The organism is Microcoleus sp. PH2017_28_MFU_U_A, from assembly GCF_020738035.1.
Lineage (GTDB): Bacteria > Cyanobacteriota > Cyanobacteriia > Cyanobacteriales > Microcoleaceae > Microcoleus.
Map to the genome: position 1 here is coordinate 13,943 of NZ_JAEQCX010000113.1, position 20,596 is coordinate 34,538.

At 46.9% G+C, this 20,596-nt stretch carries 19 protein-coding genes and 1 tRNA gene; 7 read left to right on the forward strand and 13 right to left on the reverse strand.

Annotation, left to right across the window (positions count from 1 at the left end):
- Positions 1–239 precede the first annotated feature (239 nt).
- The 3 genes from cobJ to JGK14_RS26155 all read left to right on the forward strand — a co-directional run bounded on the left by cobJ (position 240) and on the right by JGK14_RS26155 (position 2,902).
- Positions 240–2,054 carry a precorrin-3B C(17)-methyltransferase gene (gene cobJ / locus JGK14_RS26145; RefSeq protein WP_325315663.1) on the forward strand — a complete coding sequence of 605 codons (1,815 nt, stop codon included), beginning with the start codon at positions 240–242 and terminating at the stop codon, positions 2,052–2,054.
- 177 nt (positions 2,055–2,231) lie between these two features.
- Positions 2,232–2,483, forward strand: a complete 252-nt coding sequence (locus JGK14_RS26150) for a plasmid partition protein ParG (protein ID WP_293185086.1) — start codon at positions 2,232–2,234, stop codon at positions 2,481–2,483.
- Positions 2,480–2,902 (forward strand): hypothetical protein, encoded by a 423-nt coding sequence (locus JGK14_RS26155; protein WP_293185088.1) that lies wholly within the window; start codon positions 2,480–2,482, stop codon positions 2,900–2,902. Before JGK14_RS26150 ends, JGK14_RS26155 begins: the two co-directional genes overlap by 4 nt.
- A gap of 65 nt (positions 2,903–2,967) precedes the next feature.
- On the opposite strand, the gene JGK14_RS26160 is transcribed toward JGK14_RS26155, so the two are convergent.
- The 13 genes from JGK14_RS26160 to JGK14_RS26225 form a co-directional block, all read right to left on the reverse strand.
- Positions 2,968–3,258, reverse strand: coding sequence for a hypothetical protein (locus JGK14_RS26160; RefSeq protein ID WP_293220395.1), 291 nt, complete (start codon positions 3,256–3,258; stop codon positions 2,968–2,970).
- A 261-nt stretch (positions 3,259–3,519) separates the two neighbouring features.
- Positions 3,520–4,281, reverse strand: coding sequence for a nucleotidyltransferase domain-containing protein (locus JGK14_RS26165; RefSeq protein ID WP_325315664.1), 762 nt, complete (start codon positions 4,279–4,281; stop codon positions 3,520–3,522).
- Between the two features lie 97 nt (positions 4,282–4,378).
- Positions 4,379–5,323, reverse strand: a complete 945-nt coding sequence (locus JGK14_RS26170) for a nucleotidyltransferase domain-containing protein (protein ID WP_325315665.1) — start codon at positions 5,321–5,323, stop codon at positions 4,379–4,381.
- 133 nt (positions 5,324–5,456) lie between these two features.
- Complete coding sequence (locus JGK14_RS26175) at positions 5,457–5,861, reverse strand: putative toxin-antitoxin system toxin component, PIN family (protein ID WP_293220406.1); 405 nt, start codon at positions 5,859–5,861, stop codon at positions 5,457–5,459.
- Complete coding sequence (locus tag JGK14_RS26180) at positions 5,858–6,223, reverse strand: hypothetical protein (RefSeq protein WP_293207769.1); 366 nt, start codon at positions 6,221–6,223, stop codon at positions 5,858–5,860. The genes JGK14_RS26175 and JGK14_RS26180 overlap by 4 nt, the downstream gene beginning before the upstream one ends.
- A 182-nt stretch (positions 6,224–6,405) precedes the next feature.
- Positions 6,406–6,477, reverse strand: a tRNA-Val gene (locus JGK14_RS26185).
- Positions 6,478–6,605: 128 nt separating this feature from the next.
- Positions 6,606–6,818, reverse strand: coding sequence for a DUF2839 domain-containing protein (locus JGK14_RS26190; protein ID WP_325315666.1), 213 nt, complete (start codon positions 6,816–6,818; stop codon positions 6,606–6,608).
- 64 nt (positions 6,819–6,882) lie between these two features.
- The gene (locus JGK14_RS26195; RefSeq protein WP_325315667.1) at positions 6,883–8,391 is read right to left on the reverse strand and encodes a helicase C-terminal domain-containing protein; all 1,509 of its coding nucleotides are present in this window, start codon (positions 8,389–8,391) and stop codon (positions 6,883–6,885) included.
- A 22-nt stretch (positions 8,392–8,413) separates the two neighbouring features.
- Entirely contained in the window at positions 8,414–9,943 is a 1,530-nt protein-coding gene (locus tag JGK14_RS26200; protein ID WP_293207771.1) for a pentapeptide repeat-containing protein, read from the reverse strand.
- A gap of 76 nt (positions 9,944–10,019) precedes the next feature.
- Complete coding sequence (locus JGK14_RS26205; RefSeq protein WP_293185102.1) at positions 10,020–11,582, reverse strand: pentapeptide repeat-containing protein; 1,563 nt, start codon at positions 11,580–11,582, stop codon at positions 10,020–10,022.
- A gap of 96 nt (positions 11,583–11,678) precedes the next feature.
- Complete coding sequence (locus JGK14_RS26210) at positions 11,679–13,241, reverse strand: pentapeptide repeat-containing protein (protein ID WP_293185121.1); 1,563 nt, start codon at positions 13,239–13,241, stop codon at positions 11,679–11,681.
- Positions 13,242–13,315: 74 nt separating this feature from the next.
- Positions 13,316–15,037 (reverse strand): RNA-guided endonuclease InsQ/TnpB family protein, encoded by a 1,722-nt coding sequence (locus JGK14_RS26215; protein ID WP_442921483.1) that lies wholly within the window; start codon positions 15,035–15,037, stop codon positions 13,316–13,318.
- Positions 14,988–15,113, reverse strand: coding sequence for a MerR family DNA-binding transcriptional regulator (locus JGK14_RS26225; protein ID WP_325315668.1), 126 nt, complete (start codon positions 15,111–15,113; stop codon positions 14,988–14,990). Before JGK14_RS26225 ends, JGK14_RS26215 begins: the two co-directional genes overlap by 50 nt.
- A 732-nt stretch (positions 15,114–15,845) precedes the next feature.
- On the opposite strand from JGK14_RS26225, the gene JGK14_RS26230 reads away from it, so the two are divergent.
- From JGK14_RS26230 to JGK14_RS26245, 4 genes are all read left to right on the forward strand, one after another.
- Positions 15,846–16,685: a prephenate/arogenate dehydrogenase gene (locus JGK14_RS26230; protein ID WP_293185103.1), complete on the forward strand. Its 840-nt coding sequence runs from the start codon at positions 15,846–15,848 to the stop codon at positions 16,683–16,685.
- 67 nt (positions 16,686–16,752) lie between these two features.
- A complete protein-coding gene (locus JGK14_RS26235; protein WP_293207773.1) occupies positions 16,753–18,588 on the forward strand; it encodes an APC family permease in 1,836 nt (611 codons plus the stop codon).
- A 283-nt stretch (positions 18,589–18,871) separates the two neighbouring features.
- Positions 18,872–20,395, forward strand: coding sequence for an RtcB family protein (locus JGK14_RS26240; protein WP_293313433.1), 1,524 nt, complete (start codon positions 18,872–18,874; stop codon positions 20,393–20,395).
- 6 nt (positions 20,396–20,401) lie between these two features.
- Positions 20,402–20,596 (forward strand): hypothetical protein (locus tag JGK14_RS26245; protein ID WP_293198306.1); only part of this gene is annotated, 195 nt, incomplete at its 3' end.

Sequence of the window (20,596 nt, forward strand, 5' to 3'; positions counted from 1 at the left end):
CTTATCACAATCTGCCTTCATGCTGGGGCTTCAAACCCTTGCTATTCGGTGCCACTGATAGAGAAGAAAAAAAAATAAACTTCTTCTATATCTTTCTTCTTTTCTTACTCATCCTTCGCGCCCTAGCGCTTACGCGTGGCTTCGCCTAACGCGCCTTCGCGGTTCGTCAAATATGTTTTATTTCAGTAACAACAGATTAAAATAATCAAACCAATCCAAACACAGCCATATATAAAACCGTGAATCGACTTCCGCCCGCAATAATTATCCTAGGTCAAAACAGCCTAGCGATCGCCAAAACAATCTCCAAAGTCTTCCCAGGTTCCCAGATTTACGGTTTAGTCGATCGCACATCCGACACAGATATCAACTTTAGCAACTTCGGCGAAACCTTGCGAGAACTATTCGCCACAGAAACCCCAATCATCGCCATCTGCGCCGCCGGAATCATCATCCGCACCCTCGCCCCGCTGCTGTCAGACAAACGCGCCGAACCCCCAGTCTTAGCCGTCGCCGAAGATGGAAGCGCCGTTGTACCGCTGCTGGGAGGTTTGCACGGAGTCAACGACTTAGCCAGAGAAATTGCCGCAGCCCTCGGCGTACAGCCCGCCATCACGACGACAGGAGATATCCGGTTTCGCACGGCGCTGCTGAGTCCTCCCCAAGGCTATTATTTGGCGAATCCAGAGGACGCGAAGACTTTTATTTCAAATTTGCTCGCTGGGGCGAAAGTACAGCTAGAAGGGGCTGCTAACTGGCTTTCCGAGAGCAATTTGCCGTTAGCGCAGCCCGCCCCTACGGGGGCTACGCCAACGGAGAGGATCGCCCCCGAAGCCAAATTAACCATCCGCGTCACCGAAAAAGCCATTGTACCGACGCCCGACTGTTTAGTTTACCACCCGCAAATTGCCGCATTTGCACTCACAAATCTATCCTATGTTGAGCCGGAAATAGCAATTTCCTACGTGCAGCAAATCTTAGAAAACGCAGATTTAGCAGCAGCCTCGGTTGCCGGATTTTTTGCCTTAAAACATGATATGGGAAATCCGACTTTAGAAGCAATTAGCCAATTTTTTAAAGTGCCAGTCCGTTTTTTGAATCTTCCCGAACTTGTGGAATTCGACACAGTTAAATTAATACAATATAATTCCAGTTTTGATGTCACCGCCGCCCAAATTAGCCTGACAGCAGCGGGTGCAAACAGTCAGTTAATCGCATACGATCGCACAAACGCCTTTAGTTGCGCGATCGCACTTGCTACCGAACCGATCGATCCAAGTGCGATCGGCGTTAGTCGCGGCAAACTGGCGATCGTCGGTACGGGCCCCGGAGGCGCACCTTGGATGTCCCCGGAAGTTAAGGAAATTCTGCGGGAAGCCACGGATTGGGTGGGTTACAAGTTCTATCTCGACTTAGCCGGAACTCTGCGGGAAGGACAAAACAGGCACGATTCCGACAACCGGGAAGAGATCGATCGCGCGCGTTTTGCTTTAGATTTAGCAGCATCCGGTAAATCCGTCGCCGTGGTTTCGTCGGGAGATCCGGGGATTTTTGCGATGGCTGCGGCGGTGTTTGAGGCGATCGACTTTGACGCTAAACCCGAATGGGAAGGCATCGACATTCGGGTAGCACCGGGGATTTCTGCCATGCAGGCGGCTGCTGCTGCGATCGGAGCACCTCTCGGCCACGATTTTTGTGTGATTTCGCTTTCGGATATTCTCAAGCCTTGGGAGGTCATAGAACAGCGGATTTCGGCTGCTGCTGCTGCGGATTTAGTTATGGCATTCTACAATCCAATCTCGAAACAGCGGATTTGGCAATTGGGAAGGGCGATCGAGATTTTGTTAGAAACTCGCGATCCTAAAACCCCGGTTGTATTGGGGCGAAACCTCGGGCGATCGGGCCAATCCGTGCGCGTTTGTACTCTTGGCGAATTCCAGCCGGAAGACGCGGATATGAGAACTTTAGTAATTGTCGGTTCGAGTCAAACTCGGATTATTCCTCGGAAATTTGGAGATATTTGGGTTTACACACCGCGCAGGTATGAGAAATAAGAAAAAACTCGGCGGTTGAAACCGCTGCTATACAAACGATGTCCGCCTCCGCGGACTAAAGAATCTGGCATATTGACGCTATAGCGTTATTGACACTAAGTCACTAAGTAGCTAAAATTGCTATAGAACAAAGCTGGCATTAGTGTCACTCTAGAAACAGTGACACCAGTACAGGTTATGAACGATACCGATAAAGATAAGCCAGTCAAGCTCTGCTTTTACTGCGATGACGATTTGCGATCGCGCTTTCGATGGGTTTGTGCTTACCAAAATGCTTCTATGAACCAGGTTTTATTGGAACTCGTAGAAAACTGGCTTGCAGAAAACACCCCAGAAATCAGCAATAAGAGCCCATCTAAAAACGAAACCTCGCCAAAGTCAAAGCCCAAGCGGAGTAAAGCAGCAAAAACTGAGGAAATAAGCAAATGACCGATCGCCTAGACCGAATTGAGGCTATTCTTGAACAAACCGCGCGATCGCAACAACAGTTTGCCGATCGCATTAACCAGTTTGGCGCATCGCAACAGCAGTTAGCGGAGTCGCAACAGCAGTTAGCGGAATCGCAACAGCAGTTAACCGATCGCATTAATCAGATAGCCGTACAACAGCAGGAATCCCAGCAGCAAATCAGCCTGTTAACAGGAAAAATTAACTTGTTAACAGAAAGAACCGACGCCCTAACTTCTGCTGTTACCAAAATATCAGAAATTTTTGCCATCGACGTTGCTGAATTCAAAGCTAACTTTATGGCTGTGGAACGCCGGATAGAACAAATTGAAGAAAGAATTGAGCAAATCTGGCAGTATCTATTAGATCAGTTGCGTAGTCGCGGCAACGGAGGCAGTTAGATATCGCTTTTCTCAGGTAGATGAGCAGTTGAAAGCGATCGCCTCTATTGTAATTAGCAAGCGATTCATACTATTACTTCTCTAGCTTTTTTCACCTTATCTCTAAGTTGAGCTAATACATCATCTGCATTGAGCAACTCACCGCGTTGCGCCTGTTCTCGTGCTATATCGATTTTCTTCCGAGTTTCTTCAACCCAAGCTAAATAGTTTGGGTTGTTGCTGCTATCGGATAAAGTAAGGTCGTCAATTAATAACAGCAAGGCTGTGTTAATTGCTTCTTCAAGAGAGGAATATTGACCGTGCTTTACTAAAGCTTCAAGGACTTGGGTTTGATCCGGACTCAAGGTGATTTGCATTGTGACCTCTGATGGTGCAAGGGTTGGACAATACTTTTACTGTATCTCATTTTATGAATTTGCGATCGGGCTGACGCCATGCTTCGCGCCGATTCGATTGCACTCAATTACAGTCTCTCGCCACCGAATCATTAAACCTTCCCCAACCATGAGTGGAATGGGCGTCCCGCCCGTCCCCCACCAACTAATTAAACCTTCCCCAACCATGAGTGGGATACGCGTCCCGCCCGTCTTAATTCTGACAATGAGATATGAAACAGCTTAATTCAAAGATGCCATTCTCACCTTTACCAGAAAATCATTAAGAGCAACCTTTGCATTAGGATTTGACGGTAAATGACTGGTAAAACTTGCATCTTCTAATACATTGATTAGCCGATCGCGCTCCTGGTGATAAAATGCAATATCTGTATCCTCCAGAACCGACTTTTCCGCCCCAGCCAGCTTGCGAGCAATCAAATCGGGAATATACGGTAACTGGAACTTGTCATTAAGTTTAACCAAATTCGCCTCAACTTGCCCCGTTTGCATCAAATGAATCCCCGCCAGCAACACCCGGTAAACGTACAGCAACGGCTTCACCCGACGCGGGCTTTGTTTCTCAAACAATCGCCATTGAGTTTGAGCAAAACCCAGATAGTGGTGGCTGTGGTGCTTGGTAATGCAGTTCGAGGCGAGCTCCTTTAACTCCTGATGTTCCTCGCTACTGTAAACTATAAGTGGCGAATACAGTTGCTCCAACACGTAGCCGTTGCGCTTCAACAGCAACTCCAGAAACTTCTTAATATCGTGAGTGACTAAATCCAGTTCCATTTTCTCCCGAACTTCCGAAACTTCGATTGTTTCGTCTCCAGAAATCAGTCCGATTACTTTTGGTAGCGGTAAGATATGAACTCCCCGCAAGTCGAAGTCGGAATCTGCGGAAGGAAAACCGTATAAGTGCGATCCGCTGACAGTCGCAAACAGCAGCGGGTAAGGTCGATCGGAGATAATCTTGACTAATTCGGAGATGTATTCTACCATAATTTTTCAAAATTCACACATAAAAATCATCAATTCTTTCAGTCCGCGGAGGCGGACTTTGTTTGTGTAGAAGCGATTTCAATCGCCGAATTATAAATCAACTTCCGATCGCACTTTGACGCGATTTAATCAAAAACAGATTAGCCTGCTCGTAATTAGGACGTTCCGGTAACTTAGTTTCAGCAAAAGCGCGATCGAACTCTACGTGCAAGCTCAACCGCCAGCGATTCACCTCATCCCAGGAGATTTCCTGATTGCGGATTGATAGCAATTGCGATCGATAATCCTGCACTCTCACAGGCACAAAACCCTCCTTCAGCACCGTAATTCCTGACAAGAGCAAGCGAATCAAGTGCATCGCGTGCTTCCAGCGAATTTCCCCAGTATTGCGGAGGTCTTGCTCCATCTTTTTAAACTGCGACAAAACGTAACTATTGTAAGTTTGATAAACCAGTTGCGACAGAAAGATTTCGCGAATTTCCAGCAATTCTGCCGCTACAGGAGAAACAGTTTCTACCAAAGGCGTGTACAAACATTCGAGTACATTGGGATTAGCTTTTAGAGCCAAAACCAGAAACTTTTGCAGTTCCCAATAGCATTCTTGATCTTCCTTATTTTCCAATTGTTCTGGAATGCCATAAAGCGACCAATGAAGAATTGCCGGCGGCTGGTAAATCCCGCGTCTATCTGTATCAGATTGCTCGTTATCCAAACCGTAGGCTCTCGAACCAACAATGCAGCGGTAAATTACAGAATCATAGAGGTTGTATTCGGCGAGAAAATCTCCTCCTGAGTCTAATCCTTCGCTTTGAAACTGTTTGCGAATGCTTAATTCGTGTCGCCGCAGACTAACTTCTGTTCCGTCTGGGAGTTTGACTAAATATGCGTGGGAATTGTCCGTAGGCGATTTGACAATCACACCTACTGCGCCTTGTTTCCAAGATTGGTCGCCGCCGGGGTTTTTGACCTCAATTTTGGTGACAATTTGGGTTCCGGCGGGCACGATTAGGTTGAAATTTTGAGGAAGATTGGGGTTTGTCACGAGGAAACCTCCTGCGGAGACACGAGCTACAATGTTATTGTAGCATATGTGTAGTATAAAGAAAAGGGGGGTTTGGGCGATCGCAGGACGCCCTCGCCCGTGCTACGGCATTTTTGGCTTTGTTGAAAATTCTCTAATTAATTATCAATTCTGCAAACAGAGAAACAGAAATAATTAATGTATTCTCTAAACTCTGAACTTCTGTAAAATCGCGATCGCCTGTAATTAAAAAATCAGCATTAGCAGAGAGCGCACAAGCAATAAACTTAGCATCTTTTTGATCTCTAGGAAAATCAATTTCAATAGAGACATCAATCAGTTTGGTTGAATCCTGAATCAAATCAAACCATCTTTCTTTCTGAACGTCTGTTAATTTGATTTTTCGTCTACTTAATACCTCCTGATACTCTGCTAAAATTTCTTCTGAAACTACCCACTCATAATCAGGTTGATTGATAATCCAGGTAATAATAGATGCTGGTTTTCTTCCAGCGATCGCAGCAGACACTAAAATATTAGTATCGATAACAACTCTCATTCTCCGCTCCGATAAGCTGCAATTTCTTCGGCAATTTCTTCATCAGTTAGAGGACTATCGGCGTGTAAAGCCTGAGTTTCTTCACATAAGTTGCTAAAATCTTCAGCTAAAGCTTGTCGGTGCGGATCGGGCTGATAATTATTCTTAAGTTCCAAGCTCGTTTTAATTTTTTCTGCTAGTAACTCTTGTGCAGGTTTTCCTGAAAGAATTTTTACTACTTGCCGAGGTTGATTAAGATATTGCTTTTCTGATAAAGCTTTTAAAGCATCAGTAATTACCCGATCTGGGGTTGTATATTTCCCTGTTTCTAACAGTTGTTGCAATAACTTTTCTTGTTCTGAGTTCAGAATTATTTGGATCATAAAGTTACCTCTATAAATAATCTCAAGCCGTTTGATACCTGTAGGGGTGAAGCATTTGGGCGACAATTTATGTTGAAAACCTGTAATTTTATTCCCAAATGCTTCACCCTCCAACCTGGCTCGCACTCCGACAGAATATTTTATTGTTTGGAGATGTCTAATGAGTCACCATAAATTTTGAATGGGCAATACAGGATTTGAACCTGTGACCCCTTCCGTGTGAAGGAAGTGCGCTACCACTGTGCTAATTGCCCGCAGATAAGTATCATAACATACTGACTCCCCATTGGCAACTAAAATTTCCCTAAAAAATCAGCCGCTGGTTTCGGAGTGAAAACTCGACACAATGTGCGATCGCCCAATTGTCGATCGCACCTCACCATCAATCAACCACCCACCAACCCGCCGCAGGCCCAACAAACCGCACCACAATCCACCAAGCCACCAACAGACTAATCCCCGCCCAGCTTCCGCGAGATGTCCACTTCAGAAAATCGTCGCTTTGAGTTTTCGTAATTGGTAGCCAGGGATAGATACGCTCTTCTTTACCATATCCATCGCCGATCGACTCTTTACGACGCTTAGATTCGCCCATAATTTTTGTCTACTAAATTAGATTTCAATTCGATAACAACCAAATTATACGCCAACAGGTCATCTCAAGCCTGCGTCAACCAAGTCGTATCCAAATAATCAATCCTCGCAAACGGACTCAGCGCCGCTAAAATCTGCTGTCCGTAACTGCGGTGAATCACCCTGCTGTCAAAAATCGCCACAACCCCCTGACGTTCTCGCACCGGCGCGATCGCCCTTTGCAACTCATTCAACGCCGCCGGCAACAAATACAACCGAAACCAATCCCTCCGCTGCTCCTTATAATAAGCCACACGCGCCGTCACCAAAGGATTCTCCAAAGAAGGTAGCGGCAAAGTTGCGATCGCCAGCAAATGAGGCGCCCTCAACTCCCCCTGATGTTCCCGCCAAAACTCCCATCCAGTCACCAAAATCGCATTCTCGCCCACCTCGGTTTTTTCCACCTGCACCCGAGAACCGAACTCAGAAGCCAAAATCGCCGCCATCCGAGCCTTCAGCGGTACATCGCCCACAATCAGCACCGTTAAACCCGCCACCGACGCACTCATCAACAGCAAAGTCCGAATTTCTTCCATTAAAACACCCTGAAATTCCGGCGTATTCGGCAGCGGCAGCCAGTTCGGAATGTACAGTTGAATTAACTCGTTTTGTCGATCGGGCGAAAACTTCACACTCGTCAACTCAGGCAATCCCATCATTTGCCGGAAGATCGGAGCCTTCTGTTCCACATCCACCGCCCCCCCAATCAACACCACAGGCACAGCAGACCAAATTTTGCTCAAAACCTCGGCCACCTGCACCGGCGCACAGAACAGCGAAAATGACCCAGCAGAGCGATGAATTTGTGCCCACCGCAGTTTCCCGTTTGTGTTCCACCGCTGCCAAAAATTGCTCCAAGCAGGCGGAATCCCAGGGTTTTGCTCGATCGTTTCAAACAGCCCTTGCAAAATATTTTGCTCTGCCGTTTCCAGCAAATAGCACTCATCAGGCTTAGCTGGATGCTGAAACACAGCCCGCGTTAGCAACACCCGCGCTTCTCGAATTGCATCCGCCAGCATTGGGCCAGATTCCATTAAATCATTCCAATGGGCCGGTTCCAAACCCACCGTCAATTGCTGTCGCGTCCAAACTTCCAAATCATCCACACCGTCGATAATTGTCGGAATATTGTTGTGAAGTTGCGAATTTCCCGCCAAGCGCGCCGCCAGCCAAGACTGCGGATCTGCTAGCATCAACCCTCGTCCCGCGGCATTATGGGAATAAATCTCGATCGGGCGCTCAGTTTGCAGCCACTCTTGCAATCGCGGAATTTCCACCTCCTGCAAATGTTCCAGCAGCGGTGTCGGCGCCACTAAAATCACCGGATCCGGCCACATCAAAATCGGCATCAAATAGCTGACTCGATACCGCTGTCGGTAAGCGGACGCCGGCAGCCCAGTTTGGATCAAAGCGCTGCGCCCCAAGCGCAAAGCCCGCGCCACCAACCGCGCCATCGTTAAATGGTGGGGCCAGCGCGGCTCGGAGTGCGATCGCAAAAAGCGGAGCAGCGAATTATGGACTTCTACCTCAATCAATCGATTTCACTGTTGATATTTCTCAATCAAGATAATCAAAACTTGCCAGAAAATCAACTACTTTTTGACCCACAGCCAAACTAAATTTACTCTCCTGATTATTTCCACTTCGCCGACCAAAATCCTGATGAGACTGCACGGTAAAACTCTCCTGCCCCGAACTAATTAAAATAGTTTGGGTAGGTGACTGAAAAAAGTTTGTTTCCTGAGAGACATTTATTGTTGTTTCCAGCATTTTTTTCACATCAGTTAAATTAGCCATTGCTGCATTCAATGCTTTAGATAACTGTATTATCCGTTTTTTTTCTAAATTTTGATTTGCGATAGTTTTGCCAACCGCCACCACATTTTTCTGAGTTTCCAAGGCATCCTTAAAAGGAACAATCGCTAAAAAAGCTGCTGGCAATAAATGCTCGTCGCTATCAAATCTAAAAGTCAGAGTTGTCCGGCGATAGCCGACTTCAATATTGGGAGGACGGCTCATGGCTCCGTAATGCTTAGCTATTTCGCTATAGGCTGTTGCTAAAGTGCTGTTGGCTGAGTGGTCTAAAAGTGCGTCAACCACAATTCGCACTAACCCCGGCGTATGATTTAAAAACTTTCTCGCTTCAGACGACGAATTAAATTGTTGCACCAAACTGCGATCGCCTGCGGGGCTGATGTCAACCCACTGGCAATTAATATCATCTGCAACGATACCAAATCTGGGTACCAAATACATTTTTGCCCCAGTTAAAGTTGCCCCGGTCAAATCTGCGCCCACCCAATCTGCGTTAATCAAATTGGTTTCTGTCAAATCAGCGTGAACCAAACTAGCATTGGCTAAATTAGCATTTCTTAAATCTGCTCCGCTGAGGTTAGCTCCACTCAATTTAGTATCACTCAGATCGGCGCCAGTGAGGTTAGCTCCGCTTAAATCCGCCCATTTGAGATTAGCTCCGCTCAAATCAGCACCGCTGAGATTCACCTCCTGCAAAGAAGCTTGTCTCAGATCGGCATTGCTCAAATTGACGCCGTTAAGTTCTGCTTTCATCAAATCGGCGCCGTGCAAATTAGCGTCTTTAAAGCTAGCTTCTTTTGCTGAAGAACCTCTAAGATTTGCACCGGAAAGATTCGCACCAGACAGGTTAGCCTGGGTCAGTTTTACCTCTCTTAAGTCTGCTTCAGTCATGTTAGCGTTACTGAAGTTAGTCTTGCTAAGTTCGCAGCGGACTAATTCTCCTCTAATCAGAGATGCTCCGATTAATTGAGCTCCCGTTAAATCCGCTCTGACTAAGTTTGCTACGTTGAGACTAGCTCCGTTTAAGATTGCCCGCGAGAGATTGGTGCTGCTGAGTCTAGCCACATTCAGGTTAGCTTCACTCAAGTCAGCTTCGCTCAAGTTAGCGCCGCTGATGTTGGTGACAAATAAGCTAGCCTGCCTTAAAATTGATTGGCTGAGGTTGATGCGACTGAGATTAGCTTCATTCAGGTTGATTCCTGTGAAATCTCTGTCGCCTTCTGTGTATCTTTTGACGAGTTCAAATCGCTTGAGAAGTTCTTCTGCTTCCATTGTTTTTACCTAGCTGAAAGGGCGATGGACTAACTTTTATGTGGCATTAATATAAAAATAAATAAATTTATATTATTTACTCACCAAGCTGATAAAAGCTTTTGACAAATTCAATCACCGTATTTAGGGGCGGGGTTGTAAATCTTTGGGCTTTAATTGCCGGCCCGATCGAGGTTTTGTTGACTCCCGGCAAATTGGTCAAGTTTCTGCCAAAGTCTGGGTGATAGTGAACCATCAAAGTTTCGGCGCTGGAGTTTGCCAGTATGGTTTGGGTAGGCGATTGAAAAAAACTCGACATCGGTTCGCGATCGAGGCGAATCGGCTGCATTTTCATTTCCCCTATTTTTCTAATTGTTTTGGTCATGGCGACGTTCAATTGCACTACCAAATTTGAAACTCTGACGCCTAGATTATTGCCGTTTTGGGGTTGAATCATCTTGATCAGAGTAATGAGATTTTTTTGAGTAAATGCCGCGTCGCTAAAGGGAATAATGGCAACAAAAGCTGTGGGAAATAGTTGATCGTCCTGCTCTATTCTAAATGATATGATTGTGCGCCGCGAATTAACTTCTATGCTGGGAGGATTGCTCAAACCCGAGTATTGACTGGCAATTTGGCGGTAGGTAGCCGCGAGGACAAAGTTAGCGTCGGGGTCGAGCGGTCGATCGACAATAATTTGCACTGTCGGCGGTGTAGCATTAAAAAACCGTTGAGATTCTTCTGGGGTAAAGCGCTGAATGTGACTGCGATCGCCGTTTGGGCTCAGATCCACCCAATCGCAGGTTATATCATCGGCTTTCAGATTAAACCTCGACACCGCGTAAATTTTTGCCCCAGTCAGGGCCGCCCCCGTCAAATCTGCGCCCACCCAATCTGCGTGAGTCAAATTGGCTTGAGTCAAATCCGCGTGTACCAGAGTAGCGTTCAACAGGTTGACGTTGCTCAAATTTGCCCCGTACAAGTTAGCCCCGCTCAATCTCGCTTCATCGAGGTCAGCACCAGTCAAGTTGGCGCCGCTGAGGTCGGCCCACCGGAGATTAGCGCCTCGCAAGTCAGCGCCGCTGAGGTTGGCTTGAGACAGATTAGCTTGTCTGAGTTCGGCATTGCATAGGTTCACTCCTCGCAAGTCTGCCCTGCTGAGGTCGGCTCTGTGCAAGTTAACCCGTTCCAAGTTCGCCGCTGTCAGACAAGCGCCTCTCAGGTGAGCCCCGCTGAGGTCGGCTTGCTCTAGATTGGCTTCTCTCAGGGTGGCTTCTCTCAAATCTGCTTCGCTCAAGTTGGCACCGCTCAAGTTGGCACCGCTGAGGTCAGCTCGGATCAGCTCGGCTCTGATCAATGTAGCTTCGACGAGTTGGGCTTCGCTGAGGTCGGCCCGAATCAAGTTAGCCACGTTGAGGATAGCGCCACTGAGGTTGGCTTTGTTGAGGTTGGCAGCGCTGAGTCTAGCAACATTGAGTTTAGCTTTTCTCATGTTGGCCTTTGACAGATTGGTGCCACTCAGGTTGGTGAGGCTCAAGATTGCCTCGCTGAAATTAGCCCCACTCAGATCGATCCTGCTGAGATTGGCTTCGCAAAGCAGGATGGCAGTAAAGTCTCTTTCTCCTGCTGCATATTTGGCGATGAGTTCTTCCGCGTCCATGCTTTTGACTTTCCCTGATGTGTTAGGTAGAACAAAGCTTTGTTATGCCAACCTTTAAAATAGAATAAGCATTTTTTGTAACTTCATGCAATATGCCTAGACATCTATATTGTGGAAGCCTTTTATAAAATCCAAAATGCTGGCGATATTAGCTTGACCCAATTTTGTGCTTTCAGTTAACTTGCCTGCGCTGGAGTTGCTGGGATCGTATTTTTTAATCAGGCGCTTGCCGAAGGCTGGGTGGTGATATACGCTGAGTCTTTGGTCGCGGGAGTTGATTAAGAGCATCTGTGTAGGAATTTGAAAAAAATTGATGCTTTCACCGATTTTGGGAAAAGAACTGGAAATTTTGATTTGGTCTACTTTGCTGATAGCTTGGTTGAGAGCTTTGCTGCATAACTGGACGTGTTTGGATTCTTTGACGCTAAGTTTGCCTGCATCGTGGGATTGAATCATTTTCATCAAAGCTATCAGGTTTTTCTGAGTTGTAGCGCCGTCGTTAAAAGGAATAATGGCAACGTAAGCGGTGGCAAATAATTTATCGTCGCTGTCCATTTTAAAGGCGAGTACGGTGCGCCTGGAACTGACTTCGATCGTGGGCGGCTGACTTAAACTCGGGTATTGTTGGGCAATTTGGTAATAAGTTGCAGCTAGGGCAAAATGAGCGCCTTGGTCTAAGGGCGAGTCAATTACAATCCTAACTGTGGGCAAGCTTTCGTGAAAAAAATCGTGGGTTCCTCCGGAGTTCAACCAGTAAATTTGACTGTGGTCGCCGTTGGGACTCAGGTCAACCCACTTGCAGGTCATGCCTTCGGTTTTGATGCCGAGCCGCGAAACTGCGTGGAGTTTGGCTCCGGTTAGGGTGGCTCCGGTTAAGTCGGCTCCCACCCAGTCGGCGCGGATCAGATAGGCGTTTGACAGGTCGGCGTGAACTAAACTGGCATTGAGTAAGTTGGCGTGGCAGAGGTCGGCTCGGCTGAGGTCGGCGCCGCTCAATTTGGCTTCGCTGAGGTCGGCCCAGCGCAGGTTGCAGCCGCTGAGGATGGCCCAGCGCAAATTGACGCCACTGAGGTCGGCTCCGCTGAGTATGGCTTGAGTGAGGTTGGCTTGTCGGAGTTCGGTACCTCGCAAGTCTGCACCGCTGAGGTCGGCTCGGCTGAGATCGGCGCCTTGGAGGTTGGCTTGTTCGAGGTTGGCTTCTGTCAAGGACGCACCACTGAGGTGAGCGCCTCGAAGGTTGGCTTGAGTGAGGTTGGCTCCTCGGAGCGTGGCTTCGGTGAGTGTGGCGCCGCTGAGGTTGGCTCCGCTGAGGTTGGCTCCGCTGAGTTCGGCTCGAATTAGCTCGGCTCTGATCAGTTTAGCTCCTGTGAGTATGGCTTTTTTGAGGTCAACTCGCACTAGGTAGGCGACGTTGAGGTCGGCGTCGGTGAGGTTGGCGCCGCCGAGATGGGCGCCGCTGAGTCTGGCGATGTTGAGTTTGGCACCGGTGAGGTTGGTTTTGCTGAGGTTAGCTCCGCTTAGGTTTGCTACACTCAGATTCGCACCTGTGAGGTTGGCTCCGCTCAAGTTGACGCCGCTGAGGTTGGCCTCAGTCAGGTTGATTCCGGCAAAGTTTCTTTCTCCGGCGGCATATTTTTTCAGGAGTTCCTCGACTGTCATGGGGGCGGCACCGTATCGAAATATCCCCATTTTATTGCTATTGACACTCCCCGCCGTAAAACGGACGGGGATTCTTAAGAGATTTTCACCCTTAATGGCTGTGTCAAACAGCCTCTAGACAGTCCGGTAAAACCATTCTGCTTACTTTTGCGACCAATATTTACAGATACATTTAACCCGGTAAATCTAGGACTAAGCCCAAACTTACTGTGTATGGCAAGACGCGTGAAAGCTGCAAGCTCTCCCGTCAAGGAGGTATCTCTCAAAGCTTTCAATAAAATATTGAAAGCGCCATTTACATCTCTGTCCAGAGTGTGTCCGCATTCTGGACATTTAAATTTCTTAGACCCACCTAATTTAGTGTGAATATGCCCGCACTTTGAACAAGTCTTGGATGTGTATTCTTCGGTCACGTCTACTACAATACAACCAGATTTGGATGCTTGATGCTTCAACATTTGTTTGAACCTATAATGGCTCAAAGTGACCAGGGCTCTAGCTGTTTTTGTCGCTAATTTTCGTTTCCCCTTTTTTACCATCTGCTGCGTTTCAAAAGTCGGCAAGAAAATAATTTTATACTTGGTCACCAAGTATTTAGCAGCCTTCTTGTGTAACTCGTTGACTAAGTTTTTAATCTGAATCCGAATCTGGGTCGCTGACTTTCTCAAGCAATACCTCAATCGTTTGAATTGTCCTCCTTTGTGCAGCCCTATTCTTGACATCAATTTGTCTAAATGTCTTGCTAGTCGGTAGATACGACCAATATCATTCTTTCCTACCTCCAAGATATCACTGCCGTCAAAACCAGTCAAAAACGTTCTAACGCCAGGGTCTAAGGCGATAGCTAAACTGCTTTCGTTTTGCAGAGGCTTTGCGGTATCAACTGCATAGCATATAAACCATTGCCCATTGATTAGTGACAGCGTTGGCTCATGTTCCATTACATCTGCAATTGGTTCGGATACTTTAAATGATAATCCTTTGGTTGCTTGCGGGTAAAAAGTCCCAGACTTCCAGTTACTGACTTGAAACCTGATAGTCTGGGAACGGTCAAATCGGCTTCTAAATTTGGCGATACCCTTTGACTTTTTAGCAGCTTTGTGTGCCTCAAAAGCTTGGAATACTGCCATTTGTCGTGGGTTGTAAGGTTGCTCGGACACCCAGATTGGAGCTGAGTCCATAATCTTTTTTCTGAGATCGTACTTGCCAATCTTTTCTGTTTTCAGGATAGCAATTGCTTGATTGTAACACCATCTACTTGCTGCAATCCAAGTCCTCCATTTCGCTGCTAGCTTGGTTTCTGGGTAAACTCGAATCTTCTTTGATAGTAGATTTGTATTTACCCCGGGAGTAGATTCGGCAACTAAAGACGTGGATGATGGCAAGGATATGTTCAACCATTTCTCGTTCACAAGACAGCTCGTTTCTACTGAGAACCATGAGTTGGCAATTGTTTTGCTCGCAGAGCCATTTGATGAGGTCGCTACCAAACCTTGCGAGTCTGTCTTGGTGTCCAACCACAATTGTTGAGATATTTCCTGACATGACTTGTCCCAAAAGGGCAAGCAGTGCTTTTCTTTTGAAGTTGAGTCTACACCCGATGTCTTTAAAGACTTTGGCTTGCGGGTAGATATTTTGGAGGTAGCTGACTTGTCGTTCGAGGTGTTCTCGTTATTTGTAGCTACTGACTCTTGCGTAGATGGCGATAACTCGGTTGTGTCCTGTTCCGAGAACGCTGTCAATGTCCTAGCGTCGTTGGTTGGAGGGGGTTCTGATTGCTGATATTTTGTCGGCAAGCTCCCAGTTTCTAAGAGTTTTCTCTGAGACTTGCAGCATTTCGCAAGCTTTTCGCGGCGTGACATATTTGATCATCGCTGGTAATATTTTTTACTCTTGATATATACTGCCTGATTTTGACGCTATTTTCCAGGACTTTATGGGAAATTGTTTACTTTGTGACAACAGCCGCTTCTAAAAACCTACAGAAATCTGTAAATCAAACTTAGCGGTCTATGTTTTGCCTAGAGCGAGTGCTATAGCCTTTCTCACATTCATTCGCGGACAAATCTTGACCTAAAAAGCTTTACACTGTAAGGTTCCAGCATATCTTGGCATACCTCATCTTTCTGAAAAAGGCTATATATGTTTTCCTTTTTGCTCAGGTTGGCTTACTCTTCCCAGTTAGAGACTGCCTTGATTAGCAGAGGACTTGAAATATTTGGTTTTTTGAGGATCAGTTTGAGCCAAGTGTTTTTTTGTGGTTTTCACACCCAGTAAGCTTTAGCAACCCGCACTAATCAAGCGTTTCCCCAGTTTATCACAATTATTGTTGGTTTTCGTCAAATTCTGAGAAAATCTAGACAAACCTCTGTATTTTGGCAACTGCCTAAAACGCCACATTGTAAAGGTTTTTGCTAAGGCGGCACAACTCACGCAGAGCCAAAAACTCAGCTTTATTTAAATTGCGAATTTGGTTCTTTTGAGTCAGGTACATAGTTGACCTTTCGCTACATATTGTATTATAAAGCGAAAGTTGCTATTAATCCTAAAATTTTCTTGTCAAGCCGTCAAGCGAAGGACGGGGTTTGAAACCCATTTTTTCTGATGAATATCGGTATCGTAGGACTTGGTTTAATTGGTGGCTCGATCGCTCTGGATTTACGATCGCGCGGGTTTAATATTGTTGGGGTTTCGAGTCGCCAACAGACTTGCGATCGGGCGATCGCAAGAGGTGTTGTCAATGATGCCAGCATACACCTGTCTTTGATGGCAACAGCGGATTTGGTTTTTATTTGCACGCCGTTATCGGCGATCGAGCCGATCGTCCAAAAATTAATTCCCCATCTTTCCCCTGATGCGATTGTAACCGATGTCGGTTCGGTAAAAACTCCCATAGTCGAGGCTGTGTCAGCTCTGTGGCCGAATTTTGTTGGGGGACACCCGATGGCGGGGACTGCTGAAAGTGGGATTGAGGCGGCGGTGAGGGATTTGTTTGTGGGGCGGCCTTATGTGGTGACTCCGACTGCACAGACTCCGGCGCAGTCAGTGGAGAAGGTTGAGGAAATTGCGCGGTTGTTGGGTGCGTCGGTTTATCGGTGCGGCCCTCAAGAACACGATCGAGCTGTGGCTTGGATTTCTCATTTGCCGATAATGGCTAGCGCGACGCTGGTGGCTGCGTGCGATCGAGAGGGCGATCGAGATATTGTGAATTTAGCGCAAAATTTGGCGAGTTCGGGTTTTCGGGACACCAGCCGCGTAGGGGGTGGCAACCCCGAGCTGGGAGTGATGGTGGCAAAGTACAATAGAGAGCAATTATTGCGATCGCTCTCTATTTACCGCGACAGTCTCGACGAGTTGATGGGCGATATCGAAGCCGAAGATTGGCAAGCTCTCGAACAGAAGCTGAAGCTGACTCAACAAGCCAGAGATAATTACCACTTGTGATCCCAAAATTGCTGAAAACTGTCCCCGTCTCCATTATGATTTGTGGACGCCTATATATTGAGTTTCAATGTACACTTATTCTCGGCTCAAGCGGGTTTTACTGGGTGAATCTCTGCCCACCAGCGCATCTGTTCACGAACGGCTGAGCAACGCTACAGGGCTAGCTGTTCTTGCTTCCGATGCACTTTCGTCTGTGGCCTACGCTACTCAAGAAACTCTGCTGGTGCTGTTACTAGCCGGGAGCAGCAGTTTAAGTTTATCGCTGCCTATTTCGGGAATTATTGTTTTACTGTTGGCGATCGTGGCGCTGTCTTACCGACAGACAATTAAAGCGTATCCCAACGGCGGTGGCGCTTACATTGTGGCGCGAGAAAACTTGGGTATTTATCCCGGTTTAATCGCAGCAGCTTCGCTGATGATTGACTACATCCTCACCGTAACAGTCAGCATTTCCGCTGGTATTGCAGCCTTGACTTCAGCAGTTCCCTCCTTGCTGCCCTATACAGTAGAACTGTGCTTAGTTTGTATTGTCCTGATCATGTTTGCCAATCTCAGGGGACTGCGGGAATCTGGCAAGATATTTATGGTTCCCACCTATGGGTTTATCGTGGGCATTTTTATCTTGATTGGTTCGGGTTTATTCCAACAAGCAACAGGTCATGTTTTGCCGGCCTTAGAAAACATTCCAGCTAAGGAACCTTTGGGATTGTTTCTGATCGCGCGCGCCTTTGCGGCGGGCTGTACAGCCCTGACTGGAGTTGAAGCCATATCGGATGGAGTGTTGGCTTTTAAGCCTCCTGAATGGAAGAATGCACGCCTAACTTTAACTTATTTGGGAGTAATTCTGGGATTTATGTTTTTGGGCATTAGTTACTTAGCCCATATTTATCAGGTGATTCCTAAAGAAAACGAAACGCTCCTTTCTGTGTTAGGAAAAGATATTTTTGGAGTCGGCATATTTTATTACTATTTGCAGGCTGCAACTCTGTTGATTTTGCTGTTGGCTGCGAATACGAGTTATGCAGATTTTCCGCGACTTTGTTATTTTTTGGCGCGGGATGGGTTTTTGCCGAGGCAGTTGTCGCTGTTGGGCGATCGCCTAGTTTATTCTAATGGCATTAATCTGCTCAGCCTCTGCGCGGCTCTGTTAATTATCATCTTCCGAGGCGATACCACCGCAGTAATTCCGCTGTATGCGGTTGGAGTTTTCACTTCTTTTACTCTGTCCCAATTTGGAATGGTGATTCATTGGTTTAAGGAGCGAGGTAAAGGTTGGCAAGCTAGTGCTGCGATGAACGGTATTGGTGCAGTGGCAACAACGGGGGTTTTGGCTGTAATTATTGCGACAAAATTCCTGTTGGGAGCTTGGGTTGTGGTAGTCACTATTCCGATTGTAGTCAGTCTGTTTTTAGCAATTCACCGGCACTATCGGTATGTAGCGGCTCGCTTGAGCATTCAGGGAATAGAACCTATATCTTATCCTCCCAGACCTAAAGTTAAGCTGGTGAAACATCCGGCGGTGGTGTTAGTTGGCCAGTTGCACCGGGGAACTTTTGATGCCTTGGATTACGCTCGTTTAATTGCTGATGAGGTTGTGGCGGTTCACGTAGATATAGGTTTGACAGATAGAGCAAAACTGCAAGCGGCTTGGCAAGATTTGCAATCTGACATTCCCCTAGAAATTCTGGAATCGCCTTACCGTTCTGTTGGTGAGGCTTTAACTCACTTTTTGACTTTGTTTGAAGAGCAACGCCCGGGAGTTTTCTTAACGCTAATTATTCCGGCTTTTGTGACGAAAAATTGGTGGGAGGGACTGCTGCACAATCAAACTGCTTTCTTTTTGAAGGCGGCTTTGCTGGCTAAAAAAAGTCGGGTTGTGACAACGGTTAGATATTATCTGTAGCGTTTCTGGTATAACAGTGCGGTACGCTTGGGTAATTGGTAATTGGTAATTGGTAATTGGTAATTGGTAATTGGTAATTACTCGATCGCGTACCTCACAAAAATTGAGAATCGCTAAGAAAGCGGTTGACAGATAAAAAATAATGTGCCAGGATCGACATAATTAGAAAAGTTGCCTTCAACTTGTCTCTGAAAAGATTGCGGCTGCTGAACCAAAGTCTTTTACTAACTACAACATCTCTTCAATTTGTGGGGGTTGCACTGCAACCCGCAACAGACTATTTATGCAGCAGCCAAAAAACTTGAACAGGCTTTTGCGAGCTTTGTCTCGGCAAGGTCTTGATGTGAGTTACGACAATCAAGTCTACTCGATTTGTCTCAATAGTTCTCTGAAAGAAAACTGGCAAGATGCCAGTTCCACAACAGAAAACAGTGAAAATGTTTTTGCTACAAGAGATAACTGGCAAGATGCCAGTTCCACAACAGCAGAAGTTTTGCTTCCAGAAGGTTTTCCGGTGGAAGCAAAGGCGCTGAAACAGTTAGCAAATTTGGCGAATGTTCGACACCCTCAAGGTGGTTGTGTTTGTCGCGCCTGCGCTACTCCAGATTTCCATCCGGGGGATGCGGGAGTGGCAATTGGCTCGATCGTCCAAACTGACAAAATGGTGATTCCGGCGGCTGTCGGTTCCGATATTAACTGCGGGATGCGCTTACACGTTGCTGATTTGTCGATCGAACAATTTCTGGGAAAGCGCGATCGATTTGTAGAGTTGATGAAAGGCGATTATTTCTTCGGTACTCGCGATGTCAGCATGACTGCAAAAACTGCCCGCGCGATGTTCCAACACGGCATCCCCGGATGGCTGGATGGTATGCTGGATAGGGCAATGGGCAGCGCAGCAAATTCGGATTTCGAGCAGTTGGCGCAAGAGTGCGATCGCACTTTCGGAGGCGGTTCGATGAATGGCGATGTCAAATGGGCACCCGAAGAATTAGTCCCAAATGACGGCACTGTCAGGGATGGCGGGTTAGGTACCATCGGCGGCGGCAATCATTTTGTAGAAATTCAAGTGGTTGAAGAAGTGGTCGATCGAGCTACGGCCTATACTTGGGGAGTTCGATCGGGACAAATCGCTTTTATGATTCACTCCGGTTCGCGAAATGTCGGCAAATACATCGGCGGTATGTGGCGCGATCGAGCTTGCGAAGCCTGGCCGAAAACCCTAAAATACCCTGAATCCGGGCTGTTTCCGCTGTCTGTCGAAGCCAATCCCGAACTTGTGAGCAGCTACCTACAAGCGGAAGCAACGGCCGCCAATTATGGTTTTATCAACCGCTTGTTGCTAGCAGAACTTCTGCGACTGCGTTTGCGACAAGTTTTCGGGGATATCGAAGCTCCTTTAGTTTACGATTTGCCTCACAATATTACCTTAGCTGAAGGTGACGGCTGGGTGACTCGCAAAGGCGCTTGTCCCGCACATTCTGGCCAGCCTGTAATTGTACCTGGTTCGATGGGTGCGCCGTCTTATTTGCTAATTGGTTTGGGAAACGATCGATTTTTGCGATCGGCTTCTCACGGTGCGGGCAGGGCGCGATCGCGTTTCGATCTCAGTCGCGAAGGTGCTGACAAAACTGAAGCAGCTTTGGGATTAACTGGCGTAGATTGCATTACCTTACGCGAAGAACGTAGAATCGAAGAAGCACCGGCCGCTTACAAGCCAATTCAACCAGTGATTGACGTTCAGGTGGAGGCACAAATTGTGGGGATTGTCGCTAAAATGAAGCCAGTATTAACGTTTAAAGCCTAGGCTGATTTGTCGGTTCTCAAAAACTGGTTTTACGAACAGGCTAGAAGCCTGTTCCACCAGAAAATTCCAAAGATTGTGGAATGGGCTTCTAGCCCGTTCCCTCAGAAAAAATCAAAGATTGTGGAATGGGCTTCTAGCCCGTTCCCAAAGACAATTTCAAAGATTGTAAAATGGGCTTCTAGCCTGTTCCAGCAGAAAAAA